The sequence below is a fragment of the Kitasatospora sp. NPDC092039 genome (genome assembly GCF_044756065.1).
Classification (GTDB): Bacteria; Actinomycetota; Actinomycetes; order Streptomycetales; family Streptomycetaceae; genus Kitasatospora.
Genome location: NZ_JBIVSD010000012.1, coordinates 97,717 through 119,384 on the forward strand (window position 1 = coordinate 97,717; position 21,668 = coordinate 119,384).

General features: G+C 74.3%; 18 protein-coding genes. 14 read left to right on the forward strand and 4 right to left on the reverse strand.

Going from position 1 to position 21,668, the window contains the following annotated elements:
• Nucleotides 1–132: 132 nt before the first annotated feature.
• On the reverse strand, nucleotides 133–780 hold the full coding sequence (locus ACIQI7_RS23445; RefSeq protein WP_401113037.1) for a TetR family transcriptional regulator: 648 nt from the start codon (nucleotides 778–780) through the stop codon (nucleotides 133–135).
• 427 nt (nucleotides 781–1,207) lie between these two features.
• Here ACIQI7_RS23445 and ACIQI7_RS23450 point away from each other — a divergent pair, with 427 nt between their 5' ends.
• Nucleotides 1,208–3,601, forward strand: a complete 2,394-nt coding sequence (locus ACIQI7_RS23450; RefSeq protein WP_401113039.1) for a PQQ-binding-like beta-propeller repeat protein — start codon at nucleotides 1,208–1,210, stop codon at nucleotides 3,599–3,601.
• A gap of 37 nt (nucleotides 3,602–3,638) precedes the next feature.
• On the opposite strand, the gene galE is transcribed toward ACIQI7_RS23450, so the two are convergent.
• Nucleotides 3,639–4,625, reverse strand: a complete 987-nt coding sequence (galE, locus tag ACIQI7_RS23455) for a UDP-glucose 4-epimerase GalE (protein WP_401113040.1) — start codon at nucleotides 4,623–4,625, stop codon at nucleotides 3,639–3,641.
• Between the two features lie 175 nt (nucleotides 4,626–4,800).
• Between galE and ACIQI7_RS23460 the strand changes: the two genes are divergently transcribed.
• A complete protein-coding gene (locus ACIQI7_RS23460) occupies nucleotides 4,801–5,928 on the forward strand; it encodes a S1C family serine protease (RefSeq protein WP_401113246.1) in 1,128 nt (375 codons plus the stop codon).
• 411 nt (nucleotides 5,929–6,339) lie between these two features.
• Here the strand turns inward: ACIQI7_RS23460 and ACIQI7_RS23465 are convergent, their stop codons facing one another.
• Nucleotides 6,340–7,509, reverse strand: coding sequence for a sensor histidine kinase (locus ACIQI7_RS23465; RefSeq protein WP_401113248.1), 1,170 nt, complete (start codon nucleotides 7,507–7,509; stop codon nucleotides 6,340–6,342).
• Nucleotides 7,510–7,850: 341 nt separating this feature from the next.
• Between ACIQI7_RS23465 and ACIQI7_RS23470 the strand changes: the two genes are divergently transcribed.
• From ACIQI7_RS23470 to htpX, 11 genes are all read left to right on the forward strand, one after another.
• Nucleotides 7,851–8,267, forward strand: a complete 417-nt coding sequence (locus tag ACIQI7_RS23470; RefSeq protein WP_355267027.1) for an NADH-quinone oxidoreductase subunit A — start codon at nucleotides 7,851–7,853, stop codon at nucleotides 8,265–8,267.
• The gene (locus ACIQI7_RS23475; RefSeq protein ID WP_401113043.1) at nucleotides 8,258–8,908 is read left to right on the forward strand and encodes an NADH-quinone oxidoreductase subunit B; all 651 of its coding nucleotides are present in this window, start codon (nucleotides 8,258–8,260) and stop codon (nucleotides 8,906–8,908) included. Before ACIQI7_RS23470 ends, ACIQI7_RS23475 begins: the two co-directional genes overlap by 10 nt.
• A complete protein-coding gene (locus tag ACIQI7_RS23480; protein ID WP_401113044.1) occupies nucleotides 8,905–9,987 on the forward strand; it encodes an NADH-quinone oxidoreductase subunit C in 1,083 nt (360 codons plus the stop codon). The genes ACIQI7_RS23475 and ACIQI7_RS23480 overlap by 4 nt, the downstream gene beginning before the upstream one ends.
• A complete protein-coding gene (gene nuoH, locus ACIQI7_RS23485; RefSeq protein ID WP_401113046.1) occupies nucleotides 9,984–10,943 on the forward strand; it encodes an NADH-quinone oxidoreductase subunit NuoH in 960 nt (319 codons plus the stop codon). The genes ACIQI7_RS23480 and nuoH overlap by 4 nt, the downstream gene beginning before the upstream one ends.
• Nucleotides 10,944–11,016: 73 nt before the next feature.
• Nucleotides 11,017–11,652: a NuoI/complex I 23 kDa subunit family protein gene (locus tag ACIQI7_RS23490; protein WP_401113047.1), complete on the forward strand. Its 636-nt coding sequence runs from the start codon at nucleotides 11,017–11,019 to the stop codon at nucleotides 11,650–11,652.
• Nucleotides 11,649–12,398, forward strand: coding sequence for an NADH-quinone oxidoreductase subunit J (locus ACIQI7_RS23495; RefSeq protein WP_401113049.1), 750 nt, complete (start codon nucleotides 11,649–11,651; stop codon nucleotides 12,396–12,398). Before ACIQI7_RS23490 ends, ACIQI7_RS23495 begins: the two co-directional genes overlap by 4 nt.
• A complete protein-coding gene (gene nuoK, locus ACIQI7_RS23500) occupies nucleotides 12,398–12,790 on the forward strand; it encodes an NADH-quinone oxidoreductase subunit NuoK (RefSeq protein ID WP_401113051.1) in 393 nt (130 codons plus the stop codon). The genes ACIQI7_RS23495 and nuoK overlap by 1 nt, the downstream gene beginning before the upstream one ends.
• Nucleotides 12,787–14,847 carry an NADH-quinone oxidoreductase subunit L gene (locus ACIQI7_RS23505; RefSeq protein ID WP_401113053.1) on the forward strand — a complete coding sequence of 687 codons (2,061 nt, stop codon included), beginning with the start codon at nucleotides 12,787–12,789 and terminating at the stop codon, nucleotides 14,845–14,847. Before nuoK ends, ACIQI7_RS23505 begins: the two co-directional genes overlap by 4 nt.
• A 53-nt stretch (nucleotides 14,848–14,900) precedes the next feature.
• Nucleotides 14,901–16,457: a NuoM family protein gene (locus ACIQI7_RS23510; RefSeq protein ID WP_401113054.1), complete on the forward strand. Its 1,557-nt coding sequence runs from the start codon at nucleotides 14,901–14,903 to the stop codon at nucleotides 16,455–16,457.
• A gap of 56 nt (nucleotides 16,458–16,513) precedes the next feature.
• Nucleotides 16,514–18,082 carry an NADH-quinone oxidoreductase subunit N gene (locus ACIQI7_RS23515; protein ID WP_401113056.1) on the forward strand — a complete coding sequence of 523 codons (1,569 nt, stop codon included), beginning with the start codon at nucleotides 16,514–16,516 and terminating at the stop codon, nucleotides 18,080–18,082.
• A 196-nt stretch (nucleotides 18,083–18,278) separates the two neighbouring features.
• A complete protein-coding gene (gene htpX / locus ACIQI7_RS23520; RefSeq protein ID WP_401113057.1) occupies nucleotides 18,279–19,139 on the forward strand; it encodes a zinc metalloprotease HtpX in 861 nt (286 codons plus the stop codon).
• A gap of 40 nt (nucleotides 19,140–19,179) precedes the next feature.
• Here htpX and ACIQI7_RS23525 read toward each other — a convergent pair whose 3' ends face one another.
• Complete coding sequence (locus tag ACIQI7_RS23525) at nucleotides 19,180–20,634, reverse strand: PLP-dependent aminotransferase family protein (protein WP_401113059.1); 1,455 nt, start codon at nucleotides 20,632–20,634, stop codon at nucleotides 19,180–19,182.
• On the opposite strand from ACIQI7_RS23525, the gene ACIQI7_RS23530 reads away from it, so the two are divergent.
• Nucleotides 20,633–21,541 (forward strand): DMT family transporter, encoded by a 909-nt coding sequence (locus ACIQI7_RS23530; protein ID WP_401113061.1) that lies wholly within the window; start codon nucleotides 20,633–20,635, stop codon nucleotides 21,539–21,541. The genes ACIQI7_RS23525 and ACIQI7_RS23530 overlap by 2 nt on opposite strands.
• Nucleotides 21,542–21,668 lie beyond the last annotated feature (127 nt).

Here is a 21,668-nt window from a genome sequence, read left to right on the forward strand (position 1 = left end):
CCGCCCACCGGCATGTCTGGCGCGCGAGCGGTACGTCGGCGGACCTCCCCCGAGGACACGGCCGCCGTCCGTCGGTCCCCGGACAGGAGGCCGGGGCTGCGCGCGGAGCGGATGGTGGGTCGGAGGACGGTCCTACTTGGGCGCCTTCTTGCCGGTGACGCCCAGGTACACCAGGGGAGCGAGGTTGGGCTTGAGGTCCTTGACCTTGACGCCCCAGGAGGTGAAGGCCTTCTGGTGCTCGGCCGCCGAGGCGAGCAGCGAGACCAGGGCCCCGGCCACGGCGTTCGCGTCGAGCGTCTTGTCGGCCTGACCCTTCGACTGGAGTTCCTTGACGGCCTCCGCGAGCGGCTTGGCGACCGCGTTGAGGACCGTCATGCGGATCTTGAAGAACCGCTTGTCCCCTTCGGCGGCACCGAGCGTGACCACTCGGAGAATGGCGTCGTTCTTGCGCCAGAAGGCGAGGAATCCGTCGACCAGTTCTTCCGAAGTGGTCGGTCCGGACTTCCCTGCCCAGGACTTTCCGGCCACCAGCTCTTTGAGCTGGTCGGCGTCCTTGGCCATTTCCTCGGCGATTTCGAGGACGGCGCCCTCGACATCCGGGAAGTACTGGTAGAAGGTCGCGGGGGAGGTACCCGCCATACGGGCGACGTCGATGACCTTGACGTCCCGATAGGGCGACGTGCTGAGCATCTCGCGGAGGCAATCGAGCAGCTTCTGCCGCGTCTCCTGTCCGCGTCGCCCGGCGACGCGACCGTCGACGGTGCGAACTTGTCCTGTCATGCCGTCAGCTTACCGTGGCACGATCTTGGCGCGATTCGGTGATGCGACTATTACTCCGCACGGGGGTTGGTATAGCGGCATGAACCACTTCGGACGGATATTCACCGGGCTTCGAAGCCCCTGTTGAAGCCCCCCCGTGTGCCTTTGACCTCACAGCGTGACGGCGAGTCCGCTGAGGGGTGATCGGGTGACAGAGCGTGACGGTTCGGCGGTGGACGGTCCGGGGCTCCGCGCGCAAGCCGCCTCCGGAGCGGGCGTCAGGATCCAGCCGTTCCGTCCGCGCTGGTCAGAGGGCCGTCCGGGGTGCCGTCCGGGCCCGGACGGCGCGTTCCGGCGGGTGGGGGAGGTTGGATATGCGCGGGGCGGCATTGGAGAATCGGGTCCGGCACCACGCGGCGGGTGCGGACAACGGGGAGGTGGCAGCGGAGTGGACCAGCTGACGGCGCACGATCCGAGGCGGATCGGGCCCTTCGAGGTGCTGGGGCGGCTCGGCGCGGGTGGGATGGGGCTGGTCTACCTGGCGCGTTCCGCGTCGGGTCGACGGGTGGCCATCAAGACCGTGCGGGGTGAGCTGGCCGAGGACGAGCTGTTCCGGGTCCGCTTCGCCCGGGAGATCGCGGCGGCCAAGACGGTCGGCGGCTTCTACACGGCGGCCGTGGTGGACGCGGACGCGGACGCCCGGGTGCCCTGGCTGGCCACCGCGTACATCCCGGCGCCCTCGCTGGAGGATCTGGTCGAGGAGTGCGGCCCGCTGCCGGTGGAGGCCACCCGCTGGCTGGTCGCCGGCATCGCGGAGGCCCTCCAGTCCATCCACGCGGCCGGGCTGATCCACCGCGACCTGAAGCCCTCCAACGTCCTGGTGGTCGAGGACGGCCCGAAGGTGATCGACTTCGGCATCGCGGCCGGGGTGTCCAGCACCCGGCTCACCATGACCAACGTCGCGGTCGGCACCCCCGCCTACATGTCCCCCGAGCAGGCCAGGGACAGCCGGACCGTCCGGGGCGCCAGCGACGTCTTCTCGCTGGGCTCGCTGATGGTCTTCTGCGCCACCGGGCACCCGCCCTACCGGGGCTCCAACCCGGTCGAGACGGTGTTCCAGCTGCTGCGCGAGGAGCCGGACCTGACCGGCATGGCGCCCGAGCTGATGGACCTGGTGCGCGCCTGCATGCAGCAGGCCCCCGAGCGCCGGCCCACCCCGGCGCAGATCCAGACCGAGCTGGCCCCGCACCTCTTCTCCCGGGACGACGCCTCCGGCGAGGCCGGGGACTGGCTGCCGGCCAACGCGCTGGAGCTGATCGAGCGCAAGCGGGGCCGCCGGCCGGCCGCCCCGCCGTCGCGCCCGCCGGCCGGCCCGGCCCAGCCGCCGCAGCCGCCCCCGCACCCGCAGGCGCCGCCCTCGCACGTCCCGTCGCAGCACCTCGGGCCGGCCGACCCGCGCACCAACCCGGGCGGGCGGCACGCGCAGCCGCCGGCCGGTCCGGTGCACGCCGCGCCGCTGCCGGGCCACGGCTCCGACACCGAGATCCCGACCGCGAAGCTCGCCGCCCCGAACAGGCACCGCGCGCCGACCGGCGGCGGCGCCGTCGAGGTGCAGCTGTCCGGTGCCTCGGTGCGGATAGGCCCGGGGCCGCGGGCCGAGCACGAGCAGCCCGGTCCGAGCACCGCCCCGGCCGCGACCGACTGGGTCCGCCGGGCGGCCCCCACCCCGCCGCCACCGCCGGTCCCGGCCGCCCGCTGGCGCCCCTGGCGGTTCCGGATGTCCAACGACGTCTGGGGCACCCCGGTGGTCGCCGACGGCACGCTCTTCGTCTCCAGCTTCGAGGTGCACGCGCTGGACATCGGCTCCGGCGAGCGCCGCTACAAGACCCGGGACGTCGCCTGGGCGCTCGCGGTGGACGCCGGCCGGGTGCACGCCGCGGACGGCCCGCACCTGTACACCGTCGACTCCGCGGACGGCACCGAGCGCTGGCGCACCTCGCTGGACGGCTGGGTCTACTCGCTCTCCGCCGCCGACGGCGTGCTCTGCTGCGGCATCAGGGGCGGCGGCGTCCAGCTCCGCTCGGCCGCCAACGGCGCCGAGCTGTGGCGCGCCGACGACGCCCAGCAGGACTACGAGAACCCGCAGTCCGGCCCGGTCCTGGTGGGCGGCGCCGCCTACTACTACGGCGGCGGGCGGCTGCGCTGCGTCGACCCGCGCGGCGCGGGCCTGCGCTGGTCGTTCCCGGTCGGCGAGGACGTGCCCTCGCACCCGGTCGAGCGCGGCGGCGTGCTGTACGTGTCGGCCGGCACCCGGGTGTACGCGCTGGACGCGGCCAGCGGGGCCGAGCGCTGGCGCTTCGAGGCCCCGGTCGTGCTGTTCACCCCGCCCGCCCTGGACGCCGACGCGGTCTACGTGGCGGACTACCTGGGCACGGTCTACGCGCTGGACGCGGCCACCGGACTGGACCGCTGGCGCGGGGTCACCGGCCGCCGCCAGGGCGCCGACCCGGTTGTGGTCTCGGACGGCATGGTGCTGGTCGGCAACGGCGAGGTGCTGTACGCCTTCGAGGCGGCCACCGGCCGGGAGCGCTGGCGCTACACCGCCCGCGGCGAGATCGTCGGCTCCCCGGCGGTCGCCGACGGCCTGGTCCACCTGGGCAGCCGGGACCACTCGCTGCACACCCTGGACCTGGCGAGCGGTCAGCTGCGCTGGGAGCTCGGCACCAAGGGTGAGCTCACCGGCTCGCCGGTGGCGGTCGGCGGCCGGGTCTTCGTCGGCTCCAAGGACCGCTGCGTGTACGCGCTGGACGCCTTCTACGGCACGGCGGTGCCCGCCCGCTGAACCGCGGGGCGGACACCGCCGGGCCGGCGCCGTCGGATCAGGCCCTGCGGGCCCCGGGGTGGCGGCTGCACCAGCCGTCCCACGCGGAGGAGACCATCTCCGTCACGTCGTGCCGGGCGGTCCAGTCCAGCTCGCGGTGGATCAGGTCGGCGGAGGCCACCACCCGGGCCGGGTCGCCGGCCCGGCGCGGGGTCACCTCGGCGGTGGTGTCGTAGCCGGTGACCTTGCCGATCACCTCCAGCATCTCCTTGACGCTGACGCCCTCGCCGCGGCCGATGTTCAGCACCAGGGAGGTCGCGCCGGCCGGGTCGGCGGCCATCCGCTTGGCGGCCGCCACGTGCGCCGAGGCGATGTCGGAGACGTGGATGAAGTCACGGACGCAAGTGCCGTCCGGGGTCGGGTAGTCGTCGCCGAAGATCCGCGGCGCCTGGCCGGCGGTGAGCCGCTCGAAGACCATCGGGATCAGGTTGAACACCCCGGCGTCGGAGAGCTCGGGGGAGGCGGCGCCGGCCACGTTGAAGTAGCGCAGGGCCACGGTGGACATGCCGTAGGCCTTGCCGACCGCGGCGACCAGCCACTCGCCGGCCAGCTTGGTCTCGCCGTACGGGCTCATCGGGTCGCAGGGCGTGGACTCGGTGACCAGGTCGACGTCCGGCATGCCGTAGACCGCGGCGGAGGAGGAGAAGAGGAAGCGCTTCACCCCGCCCTCGGCGGCGGCCTCCAGGACGGTCTGGAGGCCGATCACGTTCTCGCGGTAGTACAGGAAGGGCTGCTCGACGGACTCGCCGACCTGCTTCTTGGCGGCGAAGTGCAGGACGCCCTCGACGCCGTGCTCGCGGATCGCGGCGTCCAGGACGGCGCGGTCCAGGGTGGAGCCCTCGATCAGGGGGACGCCGGCCGGCAGCCGGGAGGCGTCGCCGGTGCTGAGGTCGTCCAGGACGGCGACGCGCTCCCCGGCGTCGAGCAGCTGTCGGACGACATGTCCGCCGATGTATCCGGCACCGCCGGTGATCAACCAAGTCATATGCCGATCCTAGGCGTTCGGATTCGATCGTCACGTTCGGGCGAGTCGGGGCCGCGAAGCGGACAAAACGGTGGAAAGCTGACAACGATTTCCGTGTACTCATGCCCGCGCCCGCTCGGCGTGGTGACGAACCGGAGGCAGCCAGGTGAGCCGTCGCAAGGAACACACCCGCACCCTGCCCGCCGGCCCGCGGCGGACCCGGCCGGGGGCGCCGTACGGGCGGCTGCCGGGGGCGGTCGCGGTCGCGGCGGCGGCCGCGCTGGCGCTGGCCGGGTGCAGCAGCGGCTCCTCCTCCCCGGCCACCGTCGCCGCCACCACCTCGCCCTCGGCCCCCGGCGCCACCCAGGCCGCGCCCGGCCAGTCGAACGGCGCGACCCAGCTGCAGGAGGCCTACCAGACGGTGATCGCCAACGTGCTGCCCTCCGTGGTGCAGATCACCACCGGCGACAGCCTCGGCTCCGGGATCGTCTACGACGACAAGGGCGACATCGTCACCAACGCCCACGTGATCGGCTCCGCGAAGACCTTCACGGTGACCCTCGCCAACAGCACCACCACGCTGGACGCCGAGCTGGTCGGCAGCTACCCCGACTCCGACCTCGCGGTGATCCGGCTGAGCAAGCCGCCGAGCGGGCTGCGGCCGGCCAGCTTCGGCGACTCGGGCAAGGTCCAGCTCGGCCAGATCACCCTCGCCATGGGCAGCCCGCTGGGGCTCTCCAGCAGCGTCACCCAGGGCATCGTCTCGGCCACCGGGCGGACCGTCACCGAGCCCCAGGGCCCCGGCTCGCCGGGCGCCACCATCGGCAACATGGTGCAGACCTCGGCGGCGATCAACCCGGGCAACAGCGGCGGCGCGCTGGTGAACCTGGACAGCAAGGTGATCGGCATCAACACGCTCGCCGCGACCGAGCCGCAGACCAACGGCTCGGCCGCCCCCGGCATCGGCTTCGCCATCCCGGCCAGCACCATCACCAACATCGCCGACCAGCTGATCAAGCAGGGCAAGGTCACCAACTCCGGCCGGGCCGCGCTCGGCGTCACCGCCCGGACCAGCTTCAACCAGCAGTTCCAGCCGGCCGGCGCGGTCATCGTGGCGGTCACCGCGGGCGGCGCGGCCGCCTCGGCGGGGCTCCAGGCCGGTGACGTGATCACCAGGATCGACGACACCCAGGTGGACTCGCTGAACGCGCTCACCACCGCGCTCGCCTCGCTCACCCCGGGCAGCAAGGTCACCGTCACCTACACCCGGGACGGTGCCACCAAGACCGCCGAGGTCACCCTCGGCGAACTGCAGGCGCCCTAGGGCGTGTCTGACAATTCCCGCCGGGTGCGCGACGCTCCCCCAGCCTTCGGCCGGGAGGTACCCCCAGGGCACAAGCGCACCTCGCCGCGTTGTCGTCGGTCGCCAATGGCCCCCAGCCTCCGACCGGGAGGTGCCCCCACCGCAGTGGCTCCCTCTTCCGCCTTGCGATGCACGCACCCCAACGCCGCGCCCTGATCCGACGCGAATTGTCAGACACGCCCTAGCCGGCACCACTCCGACCCCGGTACGGGGACGCCGGGCCGCACGCCGCGCAAGGGTTCAGCGGGTCGGGTGTCGTACCGGAACGGCGCCGGGACCTCGTCCCGGTCTCGACGAGGTCCCGGCGCCCTGCTGTCCGTCACCGGTCCATCCGTCACCGGTCCGGCCGGTGCGGTGCCCTGCGCGGGCGGGTCAGCGGCGGGCGGTGCGGGTGCGCCAGGGCAGCTCGACGGTGACGGTGGTCGGCCCGCCCTCGGGGCTGTCCACCAGGAAGACCCCGTCCACCGCGCGGATCCGCTCGGCCAGTCCGCCCAGCCCGCTGCCCGGGTAGGGGGCCGCGCCGCCCTTGCCGTCGTCCTGGACCAGCACCATCAGCTGGTCCTCGGAGCGCCAGACCTCGACCGAGGCGGAGCGGGCGCCGGCGTGCTTGGAGACGTTGGTCAGCAGCTCGCTGACGGTGAAGTAGGCGATGCCCTCGACCGCCGAGTCAGGGCGCTCGGGCTGCCCGTCCGGGCCGGCCAGGTCGACGTTCACCCGGACCCCGCCGGGCACGGTGCAGCGGGCGGCGACCGAGGACAGCGCGGCGTCCAGGCCGCGGTCGGTGAGCACCGCAGGGTGGATGCCGCGGGCCAGGTCGCGCAGCTCCTGGAGGGCCAGCTTCACCTCGCCGTGGGCGTTGTCGACCATCCTGGTGGCGGCCGCCATGTCGTCCTCGCTCTCCACCTCGCGCAGCCGCTCCTTGGCCATGCCGAGGTCCATCGCCAGCGCGACCAGCCGGGCCTGCGCCCCGTCGTGCAGGTCGCGCTCGATCCGGCGCAGGTCGGCGGCGGCGGTGTCGACCACCGTGCCGCGGTCGTCCTCCAGCTCGCGCACCCGCTCGGCCAGGGCGCCCGGGAAGAGCAGCGACTCGATCAGGATGCGGTCGACCGCGGCGAGCCCGCGGACCACCCACGGCAGCACCGGCCAGAGCACGATCACCGAGACCAGGGTCAGCGTGAAGCTGAGCACGCCCCAGGGCAGCATCAGCACGTTGTAGAGCGCCGAGCGCCAGTTCAGCAGGTCGGTGAGCTGGGCGATGGTGTAGCCGACCACGCCCGGGCGGCGCGGCTTCACCGGCTCCGGCTCGTCGATCTCGGAGCCGTACGCCACCCGCGCCCGCTGCCGGCCCAGCGCGCCCAGGGAGCGCGAGGCGGCCAGCCCGCCGGCCAGCAGCGGCAGGCCGATCACGGTGACCGACAGGCCCAGGCCGACCGACAGCGTGCTCACGGCCACCAGGAAGCCGAACATGCCGAGCGGCAGGTTGAACAGCAGTCGGCCGGCCTGGTGCCACATCCTCGTGCCGTACAGCGGCGGGCGCTCCATCCGAGCGTCCTGCTCCTTGATGGCGTCCACGGCGCGGTGCAGCGGCTTCATCCGGATCTACCGTCCCTATTTCGTCGTGCGGCTGGACCAAGCTTCCCGAACCGGGGGCGGTGGATGCCATGGGGGTGATACATCTTCCCGGCCGGGGGTTAACCCCACCCCCGGGCCCGGCCGCCGGACGTCCGACACGGTGTCCACCGGTCGTCTTGCGGATCGGGCAGGGTTCGGGCGGAGCGGAGCGGTCCCCTTAGACTCACGCTTTGGCCAGCGTTAGGCCTGTGAGAGTAAACGTCGTAGAACTGTCCTGAGGGTGGGTTCACGGCCGAGGTGGAGGCGAAGGCATGGAGGGGAAGCGCGCGGCGGTGGCCGCGGCCGACCCGGCGGTCGGCAGCGGCTACTTCGACGCGTACGCCGCGATGGGCCTGCTGGCCGTCGTCGGGGTGCTCTTCGTCGCCGTGGCGTTCACCGCCAACCGGCTGCTGCGGCCCGTGGTGTACTCGCCCGAGAAACTCCTCGCCTACGAGTGCGGGGTGGACCCGGTGGGCGAGGACTGGGCGCACACCCAGATCCGCTACTACGTGTACGCCTTCCTGTACGTGATCTTCGCGGTCGACGCGATCTACCTGTTCCCCTGGGCGACCGTCTTCGCCTCCGCCGGGTACGGCGCCGGAACGCTGATCGAGATGTTCCTGTTCATCGGCTTCCTCGCGGTCGGGTTGCTCTACGCCTGGAAGAAGGGCGTTCTGGAATGGACGTGACGCACTCCCACTCGCACGGCGGTGCCCAAGGCGGCCCCGTCCCGCTCGGCCTGCCGGACCCGGCGCGCCCCGGCGCCGTCGAGCGCCGCGGCATCGGCCCGCTGGCCCGGCTCGCGCCGGACCCGGTCAAGGTGGTGCTCAACTGGGGCCGCCGCTACAGCCTCTGGTGCTTCAACTTCGGCCTGGCCTGCTGCGCGATCGAGTTCATCGCCGCGTCCATGGCCAAGCACGACTTCATCCGGATGGGTGTGATCCCGTTCGCGCCCGGCCCCCGTCAGGCTGATCTGATGATCGTCTCCGGGACGGTCACCGACAAGATGGCGCCCGCCGTGAAGCGCCTCTACGAGCAGATGCCCGAGCCGAAGTACGTCATCTCCTTCGGCGCCTGCTCCAACTCGGGCGGCCCGTACTGGGACTCGTACTCGGTCACCAAGGGCGTGGACCAGATCATCCCGGTGGACGTCTACGTGCCCGGCTGCCCGCCGCGGCCGGAGGCGCTGCTCCAGGGCATCCTCAAGCTCCAGGAGAAGATCGCCGCCGAGTCCCTGCCGGACCGCTACACCGCGCCCGCGTCGGCCCTGCGCCGCCCGCTGGTGGCCGGGCCGTCGAACGGCGCCCGGACCGAGGGAGGGGCCTCGTGACGTCCGCCGAGCAGTACGCGGCGTCGGTCGGGGAGTGGGCGACCGGCGCCGAGGCGTACGGGCTGATCACCGTCGACGTGCCGGCCGAGCACTGGACCGAGGCGCTCACCAACGCCCGGGACGTCCTGGGCCTGGGCTTCTTCGACTGGCTGAGCGCCGTCGACGAACTCGCCGAGGGCTTCTCCGTGGTCGCCCACCTGGCCGCGGTCGAGGCGCCGGGCGTGCGGCACCTCGCGCTGCGCACCCGCGTGCCGCGCGACGGGGCCGCGCTGCCGACCGCCGTCCCGGTGTACGCGGGGGCCGCCTGGCACGAGCGCGAGACCCACGAGATGTTCGGCATCGACTTCCCCGGGCACCCCTACCTGGCCACCCTGCTGCTGCCGGACGGCTTCGAGGGGCACCCGCTGCGCAAGGAGTTCGTGCTCGCGGCCCGGGTCGCCAAGGACTGGCCGGGCGCCAAGGAGCCGGGCGAGTCCGACCACGGCGGCGGGCCGGCCCGGCGCAAGATGCAGCCGGCCGGTGTGCCGGACCCGAACGAGTGGGGGCCGCTCAAGGGCACCCTGCCGCCGGTCGCCGAGCGGCCCGCGCGCGGTGCGCGGGCGGCGGGTGCGGCGGCGCGGACGCCCCGGGCGGCAGCGGCCGCCGGTGCGGCTGCCGCTGGCGAGGGCGGTGCTCCGGTGCGGGCGGACCGGCCGCGGCGGACCCGGTCGGTGTCCGAGGGCTCGGCGAGCCAGGCGGGTGCCGAGGCGCCCGCCGCCCCGGCCGCTCCCGCGGTCGAGGGTGCCCCGCCGGTGCGGGCGGACCGGCCGCGGCGGACCCGGTCGGTGTCCGAGGGCTCGGCCGGCCAGACGGCCGGCCAGACGGCCGGCCAGGCGGCCGGAGAGCCGCCGGCCGAGCCCGCGGCCCCCGTACGGCCCCGGCCCGCCGACGCGCCCCGCTCCTCCGACGCGCCCTGGCACAACCCGGTGCCCGCCCACGACGAGGAGCCGTCGGACGGCCGCCCGGGCGAGCCGCAGCCGGGCGAGCAGAAGGACGAGACCTCGGCCGGACCGGCCGACCAGGACGGAGACGGCGCGTGAACCTGCTCGACACGGTGCTGCGCTGCGTCGCCACCCTCGTCGTCTTCCTGGTCTTCCCGCTGGTCATCGGCCAGACCGAGCACAAGGTCATGGCGCACATGCAGGGCCGGCTCGGCCCGATGTACGCGGGCGGCTTCCACGGCTGGGCGCAGCTCGTCGCGGACGGCGTGAAGTTCGCGCAGAAGGAGGACATCGTCCCGGCCGGGGCGGACCGCCGGATCTTCCAGCTGGCGCCCGTCGTCTCGCTGCTGCCGTACCTCTTCGTGCTGCTGGCGATCCCGGTCGGCCCGAACGGCTTCGTCGGCCAGGCGGTCGACGCCGGCCTGTTCTTCGTGCTGGCCGTGATGGGCGTCGGCGTGATCGGCAAGCTGATGGCCGGCTGGGCCTCCGCGAACAAGTTCTCCCTGCTCGGCGGCTTGCGCACGGCCGCGCAGCTGATGTCGTACGAGCTGCCGATGGTGCTGGCGGCGGCCTCGGTGGCGATGGCCGCCGGCACCCTGTCGCTGCCCGGGATCGTGGACGCCTGGGAGTGGTACTGGCTGCCCTGGCAGATCATCGGCGCGTTCGTCTTCTTCACGGCCGGTCTGGCGGAGCTCCAGCGCCCGCCGTTCGACATGCCGATCGCCGACTCCGAGATCATCTTCGGCGCGTACACCGAGTACACCGGTCTGCGGTTCGCCCTGTTCCTGCTGTCCGAGTACGTGGGCATCCTGGTGGTGTCCGCGCTGACCGCGGTGCTCTTCCTGGGCGGCTGGCACGGACCGCTGCCGGACCAGCTCGGCTGGCTCTGGACGATCCTCAAGACCTTCGCGCTGGCCTTCGTGGTCATCTGGCTGCGGGTCACCTACCCGCGGCTGCGCGAGGACCAGCTGATGCGCTTCGCGTGGGCGGTGCTGATCCCGCTCGCGCTGGTCCAGCTGGCCCTCACCGGCATCATCAAGGTGGCGATCTCATGAGCGGGCGAAGCGAGCGGATCATCGTCAGGCGGGTACGGGCGAACGCCCCCGCCGAGCGCAGCGAGGTGGGCGCATGAGTTTCCCCGGTGCCGGCCTGGCCAAGGGCCTGGCGGTGACGCTGCGGACGATGACGAGGAAGAGCGTCACCGCGCAGTACCCCGACGTGCAGCCGGTGCTGCCGCCGCGTTCGCGCGGCGTCATCGCGCTGCTGGAGGAGAACTGCACGGTGTGCATGCTCTGCGCGCGCGAGTGCCCGGACTGGTGCATCTACATCGACTCCCACAAGGAGACGCTGCCGGCCGCCGAGCCGAACGCCCGGGCCCGCACCCGCAACGTGCTGGACCGGTTCGCCATCGACTTCTCGCTCTGCATGTACTGCGGGATCTGCATCGAGGTCTGCCCCTTCGACGCGCTGTTCTGGTCGCCGGAGTTCGAGTACGCGGAGACCGACATCCACGAGCTGACCCACGAGCGGGAGAAGCTCCGCGAGTGGATGTGGACCGTCCCGGCGCCGCCGGCGCTGGACCCGGCGGCCGAGGAGCCCAAGGAGATCGCCACCGCGCGCAAGGCGGCGGACAAGCTGGTGGCCGCCGCGGCGGCTGCTGCCGAGGCCGCTGCCGCCGCTGAGACCGCCGCCGCCGAGGCCGCTGCCGCCGAGGCCGCTGCCGTCGAGACCGCTGCCGTCGAGGAGAAGGGCGACGACGCATGAGTTCCGCAGCCACGCTTCTCGCGGCGACCGGTTCGTTGGAGCCGGCCGCCCGTTCGTTCCTCTCCCCGACCGGGCAGGAGATCGTCTTCCTGCTGGTCGGCATCGCCGTGCTCGGCTCGGCCGTGGTCTCCGTGACCACCCGGCAGCTGGTGCACGCGGCGCTCTGGCTGGTGGTCGCGCTCGGCGGGCTGGCGGTGGAGTTCCTGCTGCTCACGGCCGAGTTCATCGCCTGGGTGCAGGTGCTGATCTACCTCGGCTCGGTGGTCGTCCTGGTGCTGTTCGGGCTGATGCTCACCAAGGCGCCGATCGGGCGCTCGCCGGACGCCGACTCCAAGAACCGCTGGGTGGCCCTGGTCGTGGCGCTGGCCTCGGCCGGGACGCTGGTCACGCTGGTGGTCGACGCCTTCCGGACCTCCTGGATCGACCTCGGGCAGGGCGGCGGCTCGGCCGCCGTCACCGGGGCCAGCCTGTTCCGGCACTGGGTGCTGCCCTTCGAGGCGCTGTCGGTGCTGCTGCTGGCGGCGCTGGTCGGCGCGATCGTGCTGTCGCGCGGCTCCAGGCGGCGGGTGCCGGCGCCCCGGGCGGGCAGGCTGCGCGCCGGGCGGCCGGTCGGCTCCAACGGGACGGTCGCCGCGTCCGCGCCCGGGCCGTCCGGGGCGCCGGCACCCGAGCCGACCGCGCCCGCGTCGTCCACGACCGGGTCCGAGCCGACCGCGCCTTCCGAGCCCGTGACGGAGGAGAGCTGATGCACCTCGCCTACCCCGCCGTCCTCGCCGCGCTGCTGTTCAGCGTCGGCGTGTACGGCGTGCTCGCCCGGCGCAACGCCGTCCTGGTGCTGATGTCCGTCGAGCTGATGCTCAACGCCGTCAACCTCAACCTGGTCGCCTTCGACGCCTGGCTGCGGGACTCGCTGCACGCCGGGCAGGCGCTCACCCTGTTCACCATCACCGTCGCCGCCGCCGAGATCGGCCTGGGGCTCGCCATCGTCCTGCTGCTGTTCCGGGCCCGGGGCACCGCGGACATCGACCGGGCCACCGCGCTCGGCGACCCGGCCGAGGCGCTCGCCGTGGAGGAGCCGCCGGTCGACGCCGAGGCGCCGGCCGGAGCCGGGGCACTGAAGGGCTGGGCCACCGCATGAACCTCGCCCTGCCCGTACTCGTCCCGACGCTGCCCGCGCTCGGCGCCGCCGCGACCCTGGCCGTCGGGAGGAAGGCGCCCGGACTGGCCCGGCCGCTGGCGATCGTCCCGGTGGCCGTCTCGGCGGTGCTCGCCCTGGTGGTCGCCCTCCAGCTGGGCACCGGCCAGACCCTGGACGCCGCCACCCGGCTCACCCCGACCGGCGGCCCGGACATCGCGCTCGCCCTCCACCTGGACGGCTTCAGCTCGCTGATCTCGGTGCTGGTCGGCCTGGTCGCCACCTGCGTCCAGGTCTACTCGACGGCGTACCTCAAGGAGGACCCGCGCTACCCCTCGTACGCGGCGCTGGTCTCGCTGTTCACCGCGGCGATGTTCCTGGTGGTCTACTCGGGCGACCTGATCGTGCTGCTGGTCGGCTGGGAGGTGATGGGCCTGTGCTCGTACTTCCTGATCGGCCACCACTGGGAGACCGCGGACGCCCGCTCGGCCTCGCTGAAGGCCTTCCTGGTCACCAAGCTCGGTGACGTGCCGTTCCTGTTCGGGATCTTCCTGCTCGGCGCGGACGCCGGCAGCTTCCGCGTCCCGGACGTGCTGGCGGCCGCGACCGACGGCCGGCTCGGGCACCCGACGCTGACCGCGCTGCTGCTGCTCGCCGGCGTGGCCGGCAAGAGCGCGCAGTTCCCGCTGCACACCTGGCTCCCGGACGCGATGGCCGGCCCGACCCCGGTCTCCGCGCTGATCCACGCCGCCACCATGGTCGCGGCCGGCATCTACCTGGTCGCCCGGCTGCTGCCGGTGTTCCTGCTGTCGGGCGCGGCGCTGGTCGTGCTCGCGGTGATGGCCGCCGTGACGATGATCGGCTCGGCGCTCTGCGCGCTCGCCCAGGACGACCTCAAGCGGGTGCTCGCCTACTCCACCGTCGGCCAGCTCGGCTACATGGCCGGAGCGCTGGCGAGCGGGGACCGCGAGGCCTCGGTCTTCCACCTGGTCAGCCACGGCGCGTTCAAGGCGCTGCTGTTCCTGGCCGCCGGTGTGGTGATCCACGCCGCCCACACCAACTCGATCTCCGCGATGTCCCGCATCCCGGGGCTGAGCCGGCGGGTGCCGGACGCCTACTGGACGATGGGCATCGCCCTGGTCGCCCTGGTCGGGCTGCCGCCGTTCGCCGGCTTCTTCAGCAAGGAGGCGGTGCTGACCGCCGCCGAGCACGCCGCCAACGGCGAGGCGCTGACCAACGGGCTCGGCCCGTCCTCGGCGGTGCCGCAGGCGGCCGGGTGGATCGTGCTGATCTCCGCCGGGCTGACCGCGCTGCTCACCGCCGCGTACGCGACCCGGCTCTTCCTGCTGGCCTTCCACAGCCCGGCCGGTGCCGCCGCGGCCGCACCCAAGGTGCTGCCCGCCGCCGACCGGGGCACCGTCGTGGCCGACCACGAGGCCGGGGCGCCGTACTCGCCCGAGCTCGACGAGGCCGACCCGACCGCCGCCGAGCCGCCCGCGATGCGCTGGCCGCTGTGGGTGCTGGCCGTGCCGACCATGGGCTTCGGCGTCGCTGGCCTGCGCTCGGACTGGCTGCCCGCGCTGCTGGACGGCGGCTCGCTGCGGCCCTCCGCCGTCACCGCCGTCACCGGGACCGGGCTCGCCGTGGTCGGCGTGCTCGCCGCGTACGGCGCCTGGCGCTCGGCGACCGCCCGGCTCGGCACCGGCCGTCCGGACCCGGCCGGCCCGGGCCGGGTGCCCGGGCAGGCCGGGAGCCCGGCCGCCGAGGTGATCGTCGCCGACCCCGGGCGCACCCTGCTCGGCCCGCTGTTCGGCCCGGCCCGGCACGGCTTCGGCGTCGACCGGCTGTACCACGCGCTGTTCGTCCGCCCGGTGGCCGCCGCCGCCAAGCTGGTCCGCTTCCTCGACCGCGAGGTCGTCGAGACCTACGTGCGCGGCAGCGGAGCGGGCGCCGACCTGCTCGGCCGGGCCGTCCGGCTGGCGCAGACCGGAAACGCCCAGACGTACCTCAGCGCCCTGCTGGCCGTCGTCGTCCTGCTGGCCGTCCTGGTGGCGGTGTAGCCGGTGCTGCTGTCCTCCACCTCCGTCCTCTCGACCGCTGCTGGGAGCCCCCGATGAACGCAGTCCTCATCGCCCTCCTGGTGCTTCCGCTGTTCGGCGCCGCGCTCACCCTGGCGCCGGTGTTCGGGCCGGACCGGGCCGTGGCCGGCCGGCGGGCACTGCGGCTGAACACCGTCGTCACCGGTGCGGTGTTCCTGCTCGCCGTCGCCCTCGCGGCCGGCTTCGACCACGACGAGCCCGCCCGGATGCAGGCCACCACCGACGTGTCCTGGATCCCGGCCCTGGACGTGCGCCTCCACCTCGGGGTGGACGGCGTCTCGCTGCCGCTGGTCGTGCTGACCGCGCTGCTCACCTTCCTCTGCGCGCTGTACTCGGAGAAGCGGCTGCCGGACGGGGCGGACGTGCCCTCCGCGCAGGCCTTCGTCGGGCTGTTCCTCCTGCTCGAAGTCGGCATGCTCGCCACCTTCGCGGTGCTGGACCTCCTGCTCTTCTTCGTGGCCTTCGAGATCGTGCTGATCCCGATGTACTTCCTGATCGCCCGCTGGGGCAGCGGCGCCAAGGTGCCGGCCGCCAGCCGGTTCATCCTCTACACGCTGCTCGGCTCGGCCGTGATGCTGCTCGGCTTCCTGCTGATCGGCAGCAAGGCCGGCACCTTCGACATGCAGGCCCTGGCCACCGCGCACGGCGGCGGCCTGAGCCACACCACCCAGGTGATCGCCGCGCTGGCGATCCTGGTCGGGCTCGCGGTCAAGGCCCCCGCCTGGCCGCTGCACAGCTGGCTCCCCGACGCCCACACCGCCGCCCCGACGGTGGGCTCGGTGCTGCTCGCCGGCGTGCTGCTGAAGATGGGTACCTACGGCCTGGTCCGCGTCCTCCTCCCGGTCGTGCCGGACGGCGCCGCCACCCTGGCGCCCTACCTGGGCGCCTTCGCGGCCGTCGGCATCGTCTACGGCTCACTGGCCTGCCTGGCGCTGGCCCGCCCCGGCGCCAAGGGCGACCTCAAGCGCCTGATCGCCTACTCCTCCGTCGGCCACATGGGCTTCGTGCTGCTCGGCATCGCCTCCCTCACCCCGGTGGGCGTCAACGGCGCGCTGTTCGCCAACATCGCCCACGGTCTGATCACCGGTCTGCTGTTCTTCGTCGTCGGCGCGCTCAAGGACCGCTACGGCACGGCCGACCTCGACACGCTCTCCGGCGCCACCGGCGCCGCCCTGTACGGCCGGGCCCCGCGGCTCGGCGTGCTGCTCGCCTTCGCCGCCGTCGCCAGCCTCGGCCTGCCCGGGCTGGCCGGCTTCTGGGGCGAGCTGCTCGCCATGTTCGGCGCGTTCGACCCGGCCGACGGCCTGTCGCGCCCCGCGTTCGTCACCTACATGGTCCTGGCCGGCCTCGGCACCCTCCTCACCGCCGCGTACCTCCTGATCGTGGTCAGGCGCGTCTGCATGGGGGACCCCACGCAGCCCGCACCGGTGGCCGAGCTCACCGACCTGCGCCCGTACGAGGCCGTCAGCTGGACGCCGCTAGCCGCGCTCACCCTGCTCGCCGGCCTCTGGCCCGCGCTGCTTCTCGGCCTCTCCGACCCCGCCGTCAAGCACCTCCTCGGGGGTGGCTGACCGTGCTCGCAGCCCAGACCGCCGCACTCGGACCTCACTCCACGGGGCAGCACACTGTGACCTCCCTCGCCGTAGCCAACCCGGGCAGCCTGATCCAGTCCGTGGACTGGGTGGCGATCGCGCCCCCGCTGATCGCCGCCGTGGCCGCCCTCGTGGTGCTGCTCACGGACCTCTTCCTGCCCGAGCGGCACAAGAAGTGGCTCGGCCGCCTCACCGCGGCCGGACTCGCCCTCGCCCTCATCGCACTCCTTCCCCTCACCGGCGGATCACCCCGGGCGACCTTCTGTGCGCAGAACGTAGCAGGGGGGTCTGACACTCCCTCCATCAGCGGGCCCGCCGCGGGCGGCTGCTCGTACGTCGCCGACCACTTCGCCCTGGTGTTCCAACTGCTCGCCCTCGGCGGCGCGCTGATCGCGGCGCTGCTGTCGGCGCACACCGTGGAGAGCGAGAAGCTGCCGCGCGGCGAGTACTGGTTCCTGCTGCTCTCCAGCGCCACCGGCGCCGCCCTGCTGCCGGCCTCCCGCGACCTCGCCACCATGGTGATCGCCCTGGAGGTCGCCTCGCTGCCCGCCTTCGCCCTGGTCGCGCTGCGCCGGGACGGCCGGGGCGCGGAGGCCGCGTTCAAGTTCTTCGTCTCCTCGGTGACCGCGACCGCCGTGATGCTGCTCGGCGTCGGCTTCGTCTACGCGGCGAGCGGCAGCCTGCACCTCGGCGCCGTCGCCCAGGGCCTGGAGCACGCCCCCGGCCAGCTCAGGCCGCTGGCCGAGGCCGGCGCGGTGCTGACCCTGGTCGGCTTCGCCTTCAAGGTCGCCGCCGTCCCGTTCCACTTCTGGGTGCCCGACACCTACACCGGCGCGCCGCTGCCGGTGGCGGGCTACCTCTCGGTGGTCGGCAAGGCGGCCGGCCTGTCCGGGCTCGCGCTCGCCACCACCGTCGCCTTCCGCCCGTACGCCCACACCTGGGGCCTGGTGCTCGCCGTCCTGGCCGCCGTCACCATGACCGTCGGCAACGTCGGCGCGCTGCGGCAGCGCTTCGACACCCGGTACAGCGCGGTGCGGCTGCTCGCCTGGTCCTCGGTCGGCCAGGCCGGGTACCTGCTGGTGCCGCTCGCCGCGGCCGGCTACGCGCCCGACGGCGTGGACCCGCTCGGCGCCACCGCCGCGTACGCGCTGATCTACGGCGTGGTGAACCTCGGCGCCTTCGGGGTGGTCGCCGCCGTCGGCCGCCGGGCCGGGACCAGCGTGGACGAGTTCCGCGGCCTGTTCGCCCGCAACCGCTGGACGGCGCTGGCGCTCGCCTTCTTCCTGCTCTGCCTGGCCGGGCTGCCGCCGGGCGTGGTCGGCCTGTTCGGCAAGGTCGTGGTGTTCCGCGCGGCGGTCGACGCCGGGCTCGGCTGGCTCGCCGTGGTGATGGCCGTCAACGTGGTCGTCGCCCTGTACTACTACCTGCTGTGGACGGCCCGGCTGTTCGCCCCGGCGGGCGAGGAGCCCCTCGGGGAGGCCGCCACCGGGCACCGCCTGCCCGCGAGCCTCACCGCGACGCTGGGGCTCACCGCCTCGGCGGCCGTGGTCCTCTCGGTGGCGCCGCAGCTGGTCCTCCAGGTCGCGGGCGGCTCGCTGTTCTGAGCCCGGGCGCCTCGGGCCCGGGCCGGGGCGGGCCGGGCCCGGGGTCCGGCCCGGCGGTTCCGCGTCGGTCCCGCTGCCGGTTCCCCGTCGGTGTCGCGTCGGTCACAAGGGAACAAGGTCCCCGGCCCCACCCGTTGACCGGGCAAGAGGGACGAGGCAGAAAGGGCTTCCCCACCGCACCACTGGAGGGCCTGACGTGCACAGCCGGCACAACGGACTGAGGACCGCCGTCCTGCTCGGGGGCCTCTCGGCGCTGATCCTGGTGATCGGCGGACTCTTCGGACGCACCGGCTTCGTGATCGCCCTGCTGGTCGCCCTCGGCACCAACGCCTACGCCTACTGGAACAGCGACAGGATCGCGCTGCGGGCCATGCGGGCCCGGCCGGTCAGCGAGTTCGAGGCACCCGGGCTGTACCGGATCGTCCGCGAGCTCTCCACCTCGGCCCGCCAGCCGATGCCCCGCCTCTACATCTCCCCGACCCCGGCCCCCAACGCCTTCGCCACCGGCCGCAACCCGCGCAACGCGGCGGTCTGCTGCACCGAGGGCATCCTGCGGATCCTGGACGAGCGCGAGCTGCGGGGCGTGCTCGGGCACGAGCTGAGCCACGTCTACAACCGGGACATCCTGATCTCCTCGGTGGCCGGGGCGCTCGCCTCGGTGGTGATGTTCCTGGTGAACTTCGCCTGGCTGATCCCGTTCGGGCGCGACGAGGACGACGACGGCCCCGGGCTGTTCGGAATGCTCGCGATCATGATCCTCGGCCCGCTGGCGGCCGGGCTGATCCAGCTGGCGGTCAGCCGCTCCCGCGAGTACCAGGCCGACGCCGACGGCGCCCGGATCACCGGCGACCCGCTGGCCCTCGCCGGTGCCCTGCGGAAGCTCGACGCCGGCACCCGTCAGCTGCCCCTGCCGCCCGAGCCGCAGCTCCAGACGGCGAGCCACATGATGATCGCCAGCCCGTTCCGGCCCGGCGAGGCCGGCGCCAGGCTCTTCTCCACCCACCCGCCGATGGCCGAGCGCATCGCCCGCCTGGAGCGGATGGCGGGCGGCCGCTAAGGCGTCCGCGCGGCCGGAGCCGGGCAGACACCCCGGGGCGTCAGCCCGCCGCCTCCTCGAACGCCAGGCGCAGGCGGTGGACGCCCTCGGCGACCTGGGCGGCGCTCTCGGCCGCCGCGTAGCTGAGGCGCAGGTGCGGGGCCGGGGGCTCGGCGGGGTGGTAGGGGCGGCCGGGGGAGAGCTGGACGCCGGCGCGCAGGGCGGCCGCGGCGAGGGCGGTGTCGTCGACGCCGTCCGGGAGGCGCAGCCACAGGTGGTAGCCGCCGGGGCGGTGGGCGCCGAGGACGCCGGGCAGTTCGCGGTGCAGGGCGGCGACGGCGGCGGTGCGGCGGTCGCGCAGTTCCGCGCCGAGGGCGCGCAGGTGGCGGGCCCAGGCCGGGTCGGCGACCAGTTCCAGGGTGGCCTCCTGGAGCGGCCGGGGCACGAAGAAGCTGTCCACCACCTGGGTGGCCCGCAGCCGGGCCAGCGCCGGGCCGCGCGCGGTGAGGGCGCCGACCCGCAGGTTGGGGGAGGCCGCCTTGGTCAGCGAGCGCAGGTGGACCACGACCCCGTCCCGGTCGTCGGCGGCGAGCGGGCGCGGCAGCGCGGGGGCGTCCGCGTGGACCAGCAGCCGGGCGAAGTCGTCCTCGACCACGAAGGCCCCGGCCGCCCGGGCGATCCGCAGCACCTCCGCCCGCCGCCCGGGCGACAGCACCGCGCCGGTGGGGTTCTGGAACAGCGGCTGGCAGACGAAGACCCGCGCCCGGGTGGTCTCGAAGGCGTCCGCCAGCAGGTCGGTGCGCACGCCGTCGGAGTCCACGGGGACGGGGACGGGCCGCAGCCCGGCCGCCCGGACGACCGCCAGGATGCCCGAGTACGTCGGCGACTCCACCAGCACCGGCGCGCCGGGCGCGGCGAGCGCCCGCATGGCGACGGTCAGCCCGCTCTGTCCGCCGGAGGTGACCAGGACGTCCCCGGCGCCGACCGGTCCGCCGTGGCCGCCGATGTCGCGGGCGAACCAGCCGCGCAGCTCGGTGAGGCCGTCGGTGGGCGGGCGGTTCCAGGCGCCCGGCCGCCGGCCGGCCCGGGCGAGGGCGGCGGCGAGCAGCCGCTCGGGCAGCAGCGAGGCGTGCGGGTAGCCGCTGTTGAGGTCGATGACGTCCGGCGGGGGCACCCGGAGGGTGGCGAACACCGGGGCGGCGAGCAGGTCGCGCGGGCCGGAGTCGGCGCTGAGCGCGATCTGCTGCCAGGAGAGGTCGCCGGTCCGGCCGGACGGCGCGGCGGGGACGGCCGGGGCCGCGGCGAACGCCGCCGCCCGGAACACCCCGGAGCCCGGCCGGGAGACCACCAGCCCCTCGGCCACGAGCACCGCGATGGCCCGGGAGACCGTCACCGGGCTGACCTGATGGCGCTCCACCAGCGCCCGGCTGGAGGGCAGCTTCCGTCCCTCCGGATAGCGCTCGACCTCCCGCCGCAGGGTGTCGGCGAGTTCGGCCACACTGCTACGCTCGTTCATGACGGCACAAGATAGCGCTACCCGCCCCGGGGCGGTAGCACCTCGAACGGCCCCCGCCTCCGGCACCGCCCTCGCGGCCCTCGGGGTGGCCTCCTTCTCGCTCAGCTTCCCCGCCACCGCGTGGTCCCTGACCGGCTTCGGCCCCTGGTCCGCGACCGGTCTGCGCGGCGCCCTGGCCGGTCTGCTGGCCGTGCTCTACCTGGCGGCCGTCCGCGCCCCGCTGCCCCGGCGCCGGCACTGGCCCGCACTGCTGGTGGTCTCCGGCGGCTGCGTCCTCGGCTTCCCGCTGCTGACCACGCTCGCCCTGCGCACCTCCTCGACCGCCCACTCGGCGGTCGTCATCGGCGTGCTGCCGCTGGCCACGGCGGCGGTCGCGGCGCTGCGCACCGGCCGCCGGCCGTCCGGGGCGTTCTGGGCGGCGGCGCTCGCCGGGGCCGCCGCCGTCCTCGCGTTCACCCTGGTGCAGAGCCACGGCCGGCCGACCGCCGCCGACCTCTACCTGTTCGTGGCGCTGCTGCTCTGCGCCGCCGGGTACGCCGAGGGCGGGCGGCTCTCCCGGGAGCTGCCGGGCGCCCAGGTGATCGCCTGGGCGGTGGTGGCCGCGCTGCCCGCGACACTGCTGACCGCCGCGCTCGGGCTGGGCGCCGAGCCGGTCCGGCTCGGGGCGAAGGCGCTGGTCGGGCTGGCGTACACGGCGGCGGTCTCGCAGCTCGGCGGGTTCGTGCTGTGGTACCGGGGGATGGCCGGGATCGGGGTGCCGAGGGCCAGTCAGCTCCAGCTCGCGCAGCCGCTGCTGACCCTGGTCTGGTCGGTGCTGCTGCTCGGCGAGCGGCTGCCGGCGGCCGCGCCGGTCACCGCGGTGGTGGTGCTGGTCTGCATCGCCGTCACCCAGCGGGCCCGGACCTGACCCGCGGGCGCCGCGGCGGCGTGGCCGGGCGCTGCCGGGGCACCGTCGCTCCCGGCACCGTGCGTGCGCGGAGCGCGGTGCCGTACGGACGCCTGCGGTACGCCCGGCGACCCCGGCTCCGACCGGC

Excerpts from the sequence above, each read along its gene's own strand:
- ACIQI7_RS23445 (WP_401113037.1), bottom strand. The coding sequence starts at position 780 with ATGACAGGACAAGTTCGCACCGTCGACGGTCGCGTCGCCGGGCGACGC.
- galE (WP_401113040.1), bottom strand. The coding sequence starts at position 4,625 with ATGACTTGGTTGATCACCGGCGGTGCCGGATACATCGGCGGACATGTC.
- ACIQI7_RS23465 (WP_401113248.1), bottom strand. The coding sequence starts at position 7,509 with ATGGAGCGCCCGCCGCTGTACGGCACGAGGATGTGGCACCAGGCCGGC.
- ACIQI7_RS23470 (WP_355267027.1), top strand. The coding sequence starts at position 7,851 with ATGGAGGGGAAGCGCGCGGCGGTGGCCGCGGCCGACCCGGCGGTCGGC.
- ACIQI7_RS23475 (WP_401113043.1), top strand. The coding sequence starts at position 8,258 with ATGGACGTGACGCACTCCCACTCGCACGGCGGTGCCCAAGGCGGCCCC.
- ACIQI7_RS23490 (WP_401113047.1), top strand. The coding sequence starts at position 11,017 with ATGAGTTTCCCCGGTGCCGGCCTGGCCAAGGGCCTGGCGGTGACGCTG.
- ACIQI7_RS23495 (WP_401113049.1), top strand. The coding sequence starts at position 11,649 with ATGAGTTCCGCAGCCACGCTTCTCGCGGCGACCGGTTCGTTGGAGCCG.
- nuoK (WP_401113051.1), top strand. The coding sequence starts at position 12,398 with ATGCACCTCGCCTACCCCGCCGTCCTCGCCGCGCTGCTGTTCAGCGTC.
- ACIQI7_RS23505 (WP_401113053.1), top strand. The coding sequence starts at position 12,787 with ATGAACCTCGCCCTGCCCGTACTCGTCCCGACGCTGCCCGCGCTCGGC.
- ACIQI7_RS23510 (WP_401113054.1), top strand. The coding sequence starts at position 14,901 with ATGAACGCAGTCCTCATCGCCCTCCTGGTGCTTCCGCTGTTCGGCGCC.
- ACIQI7_RS23530 (WP_401113061.1), top strand. The coding sequence starts at position 20,633 with ATGACGGCACAAGATAGCGCTACCCGCCCCGGGGCGGTAGCACCTCGA.
- ACIQI7_RS23525 (WP_401113059.1), bottom strand. The coding sequence starts at position 20,634 with ATGAACGAGCGTAGCAGTGTGGCCGAACTCGCCGACACCCTGCGGCGG.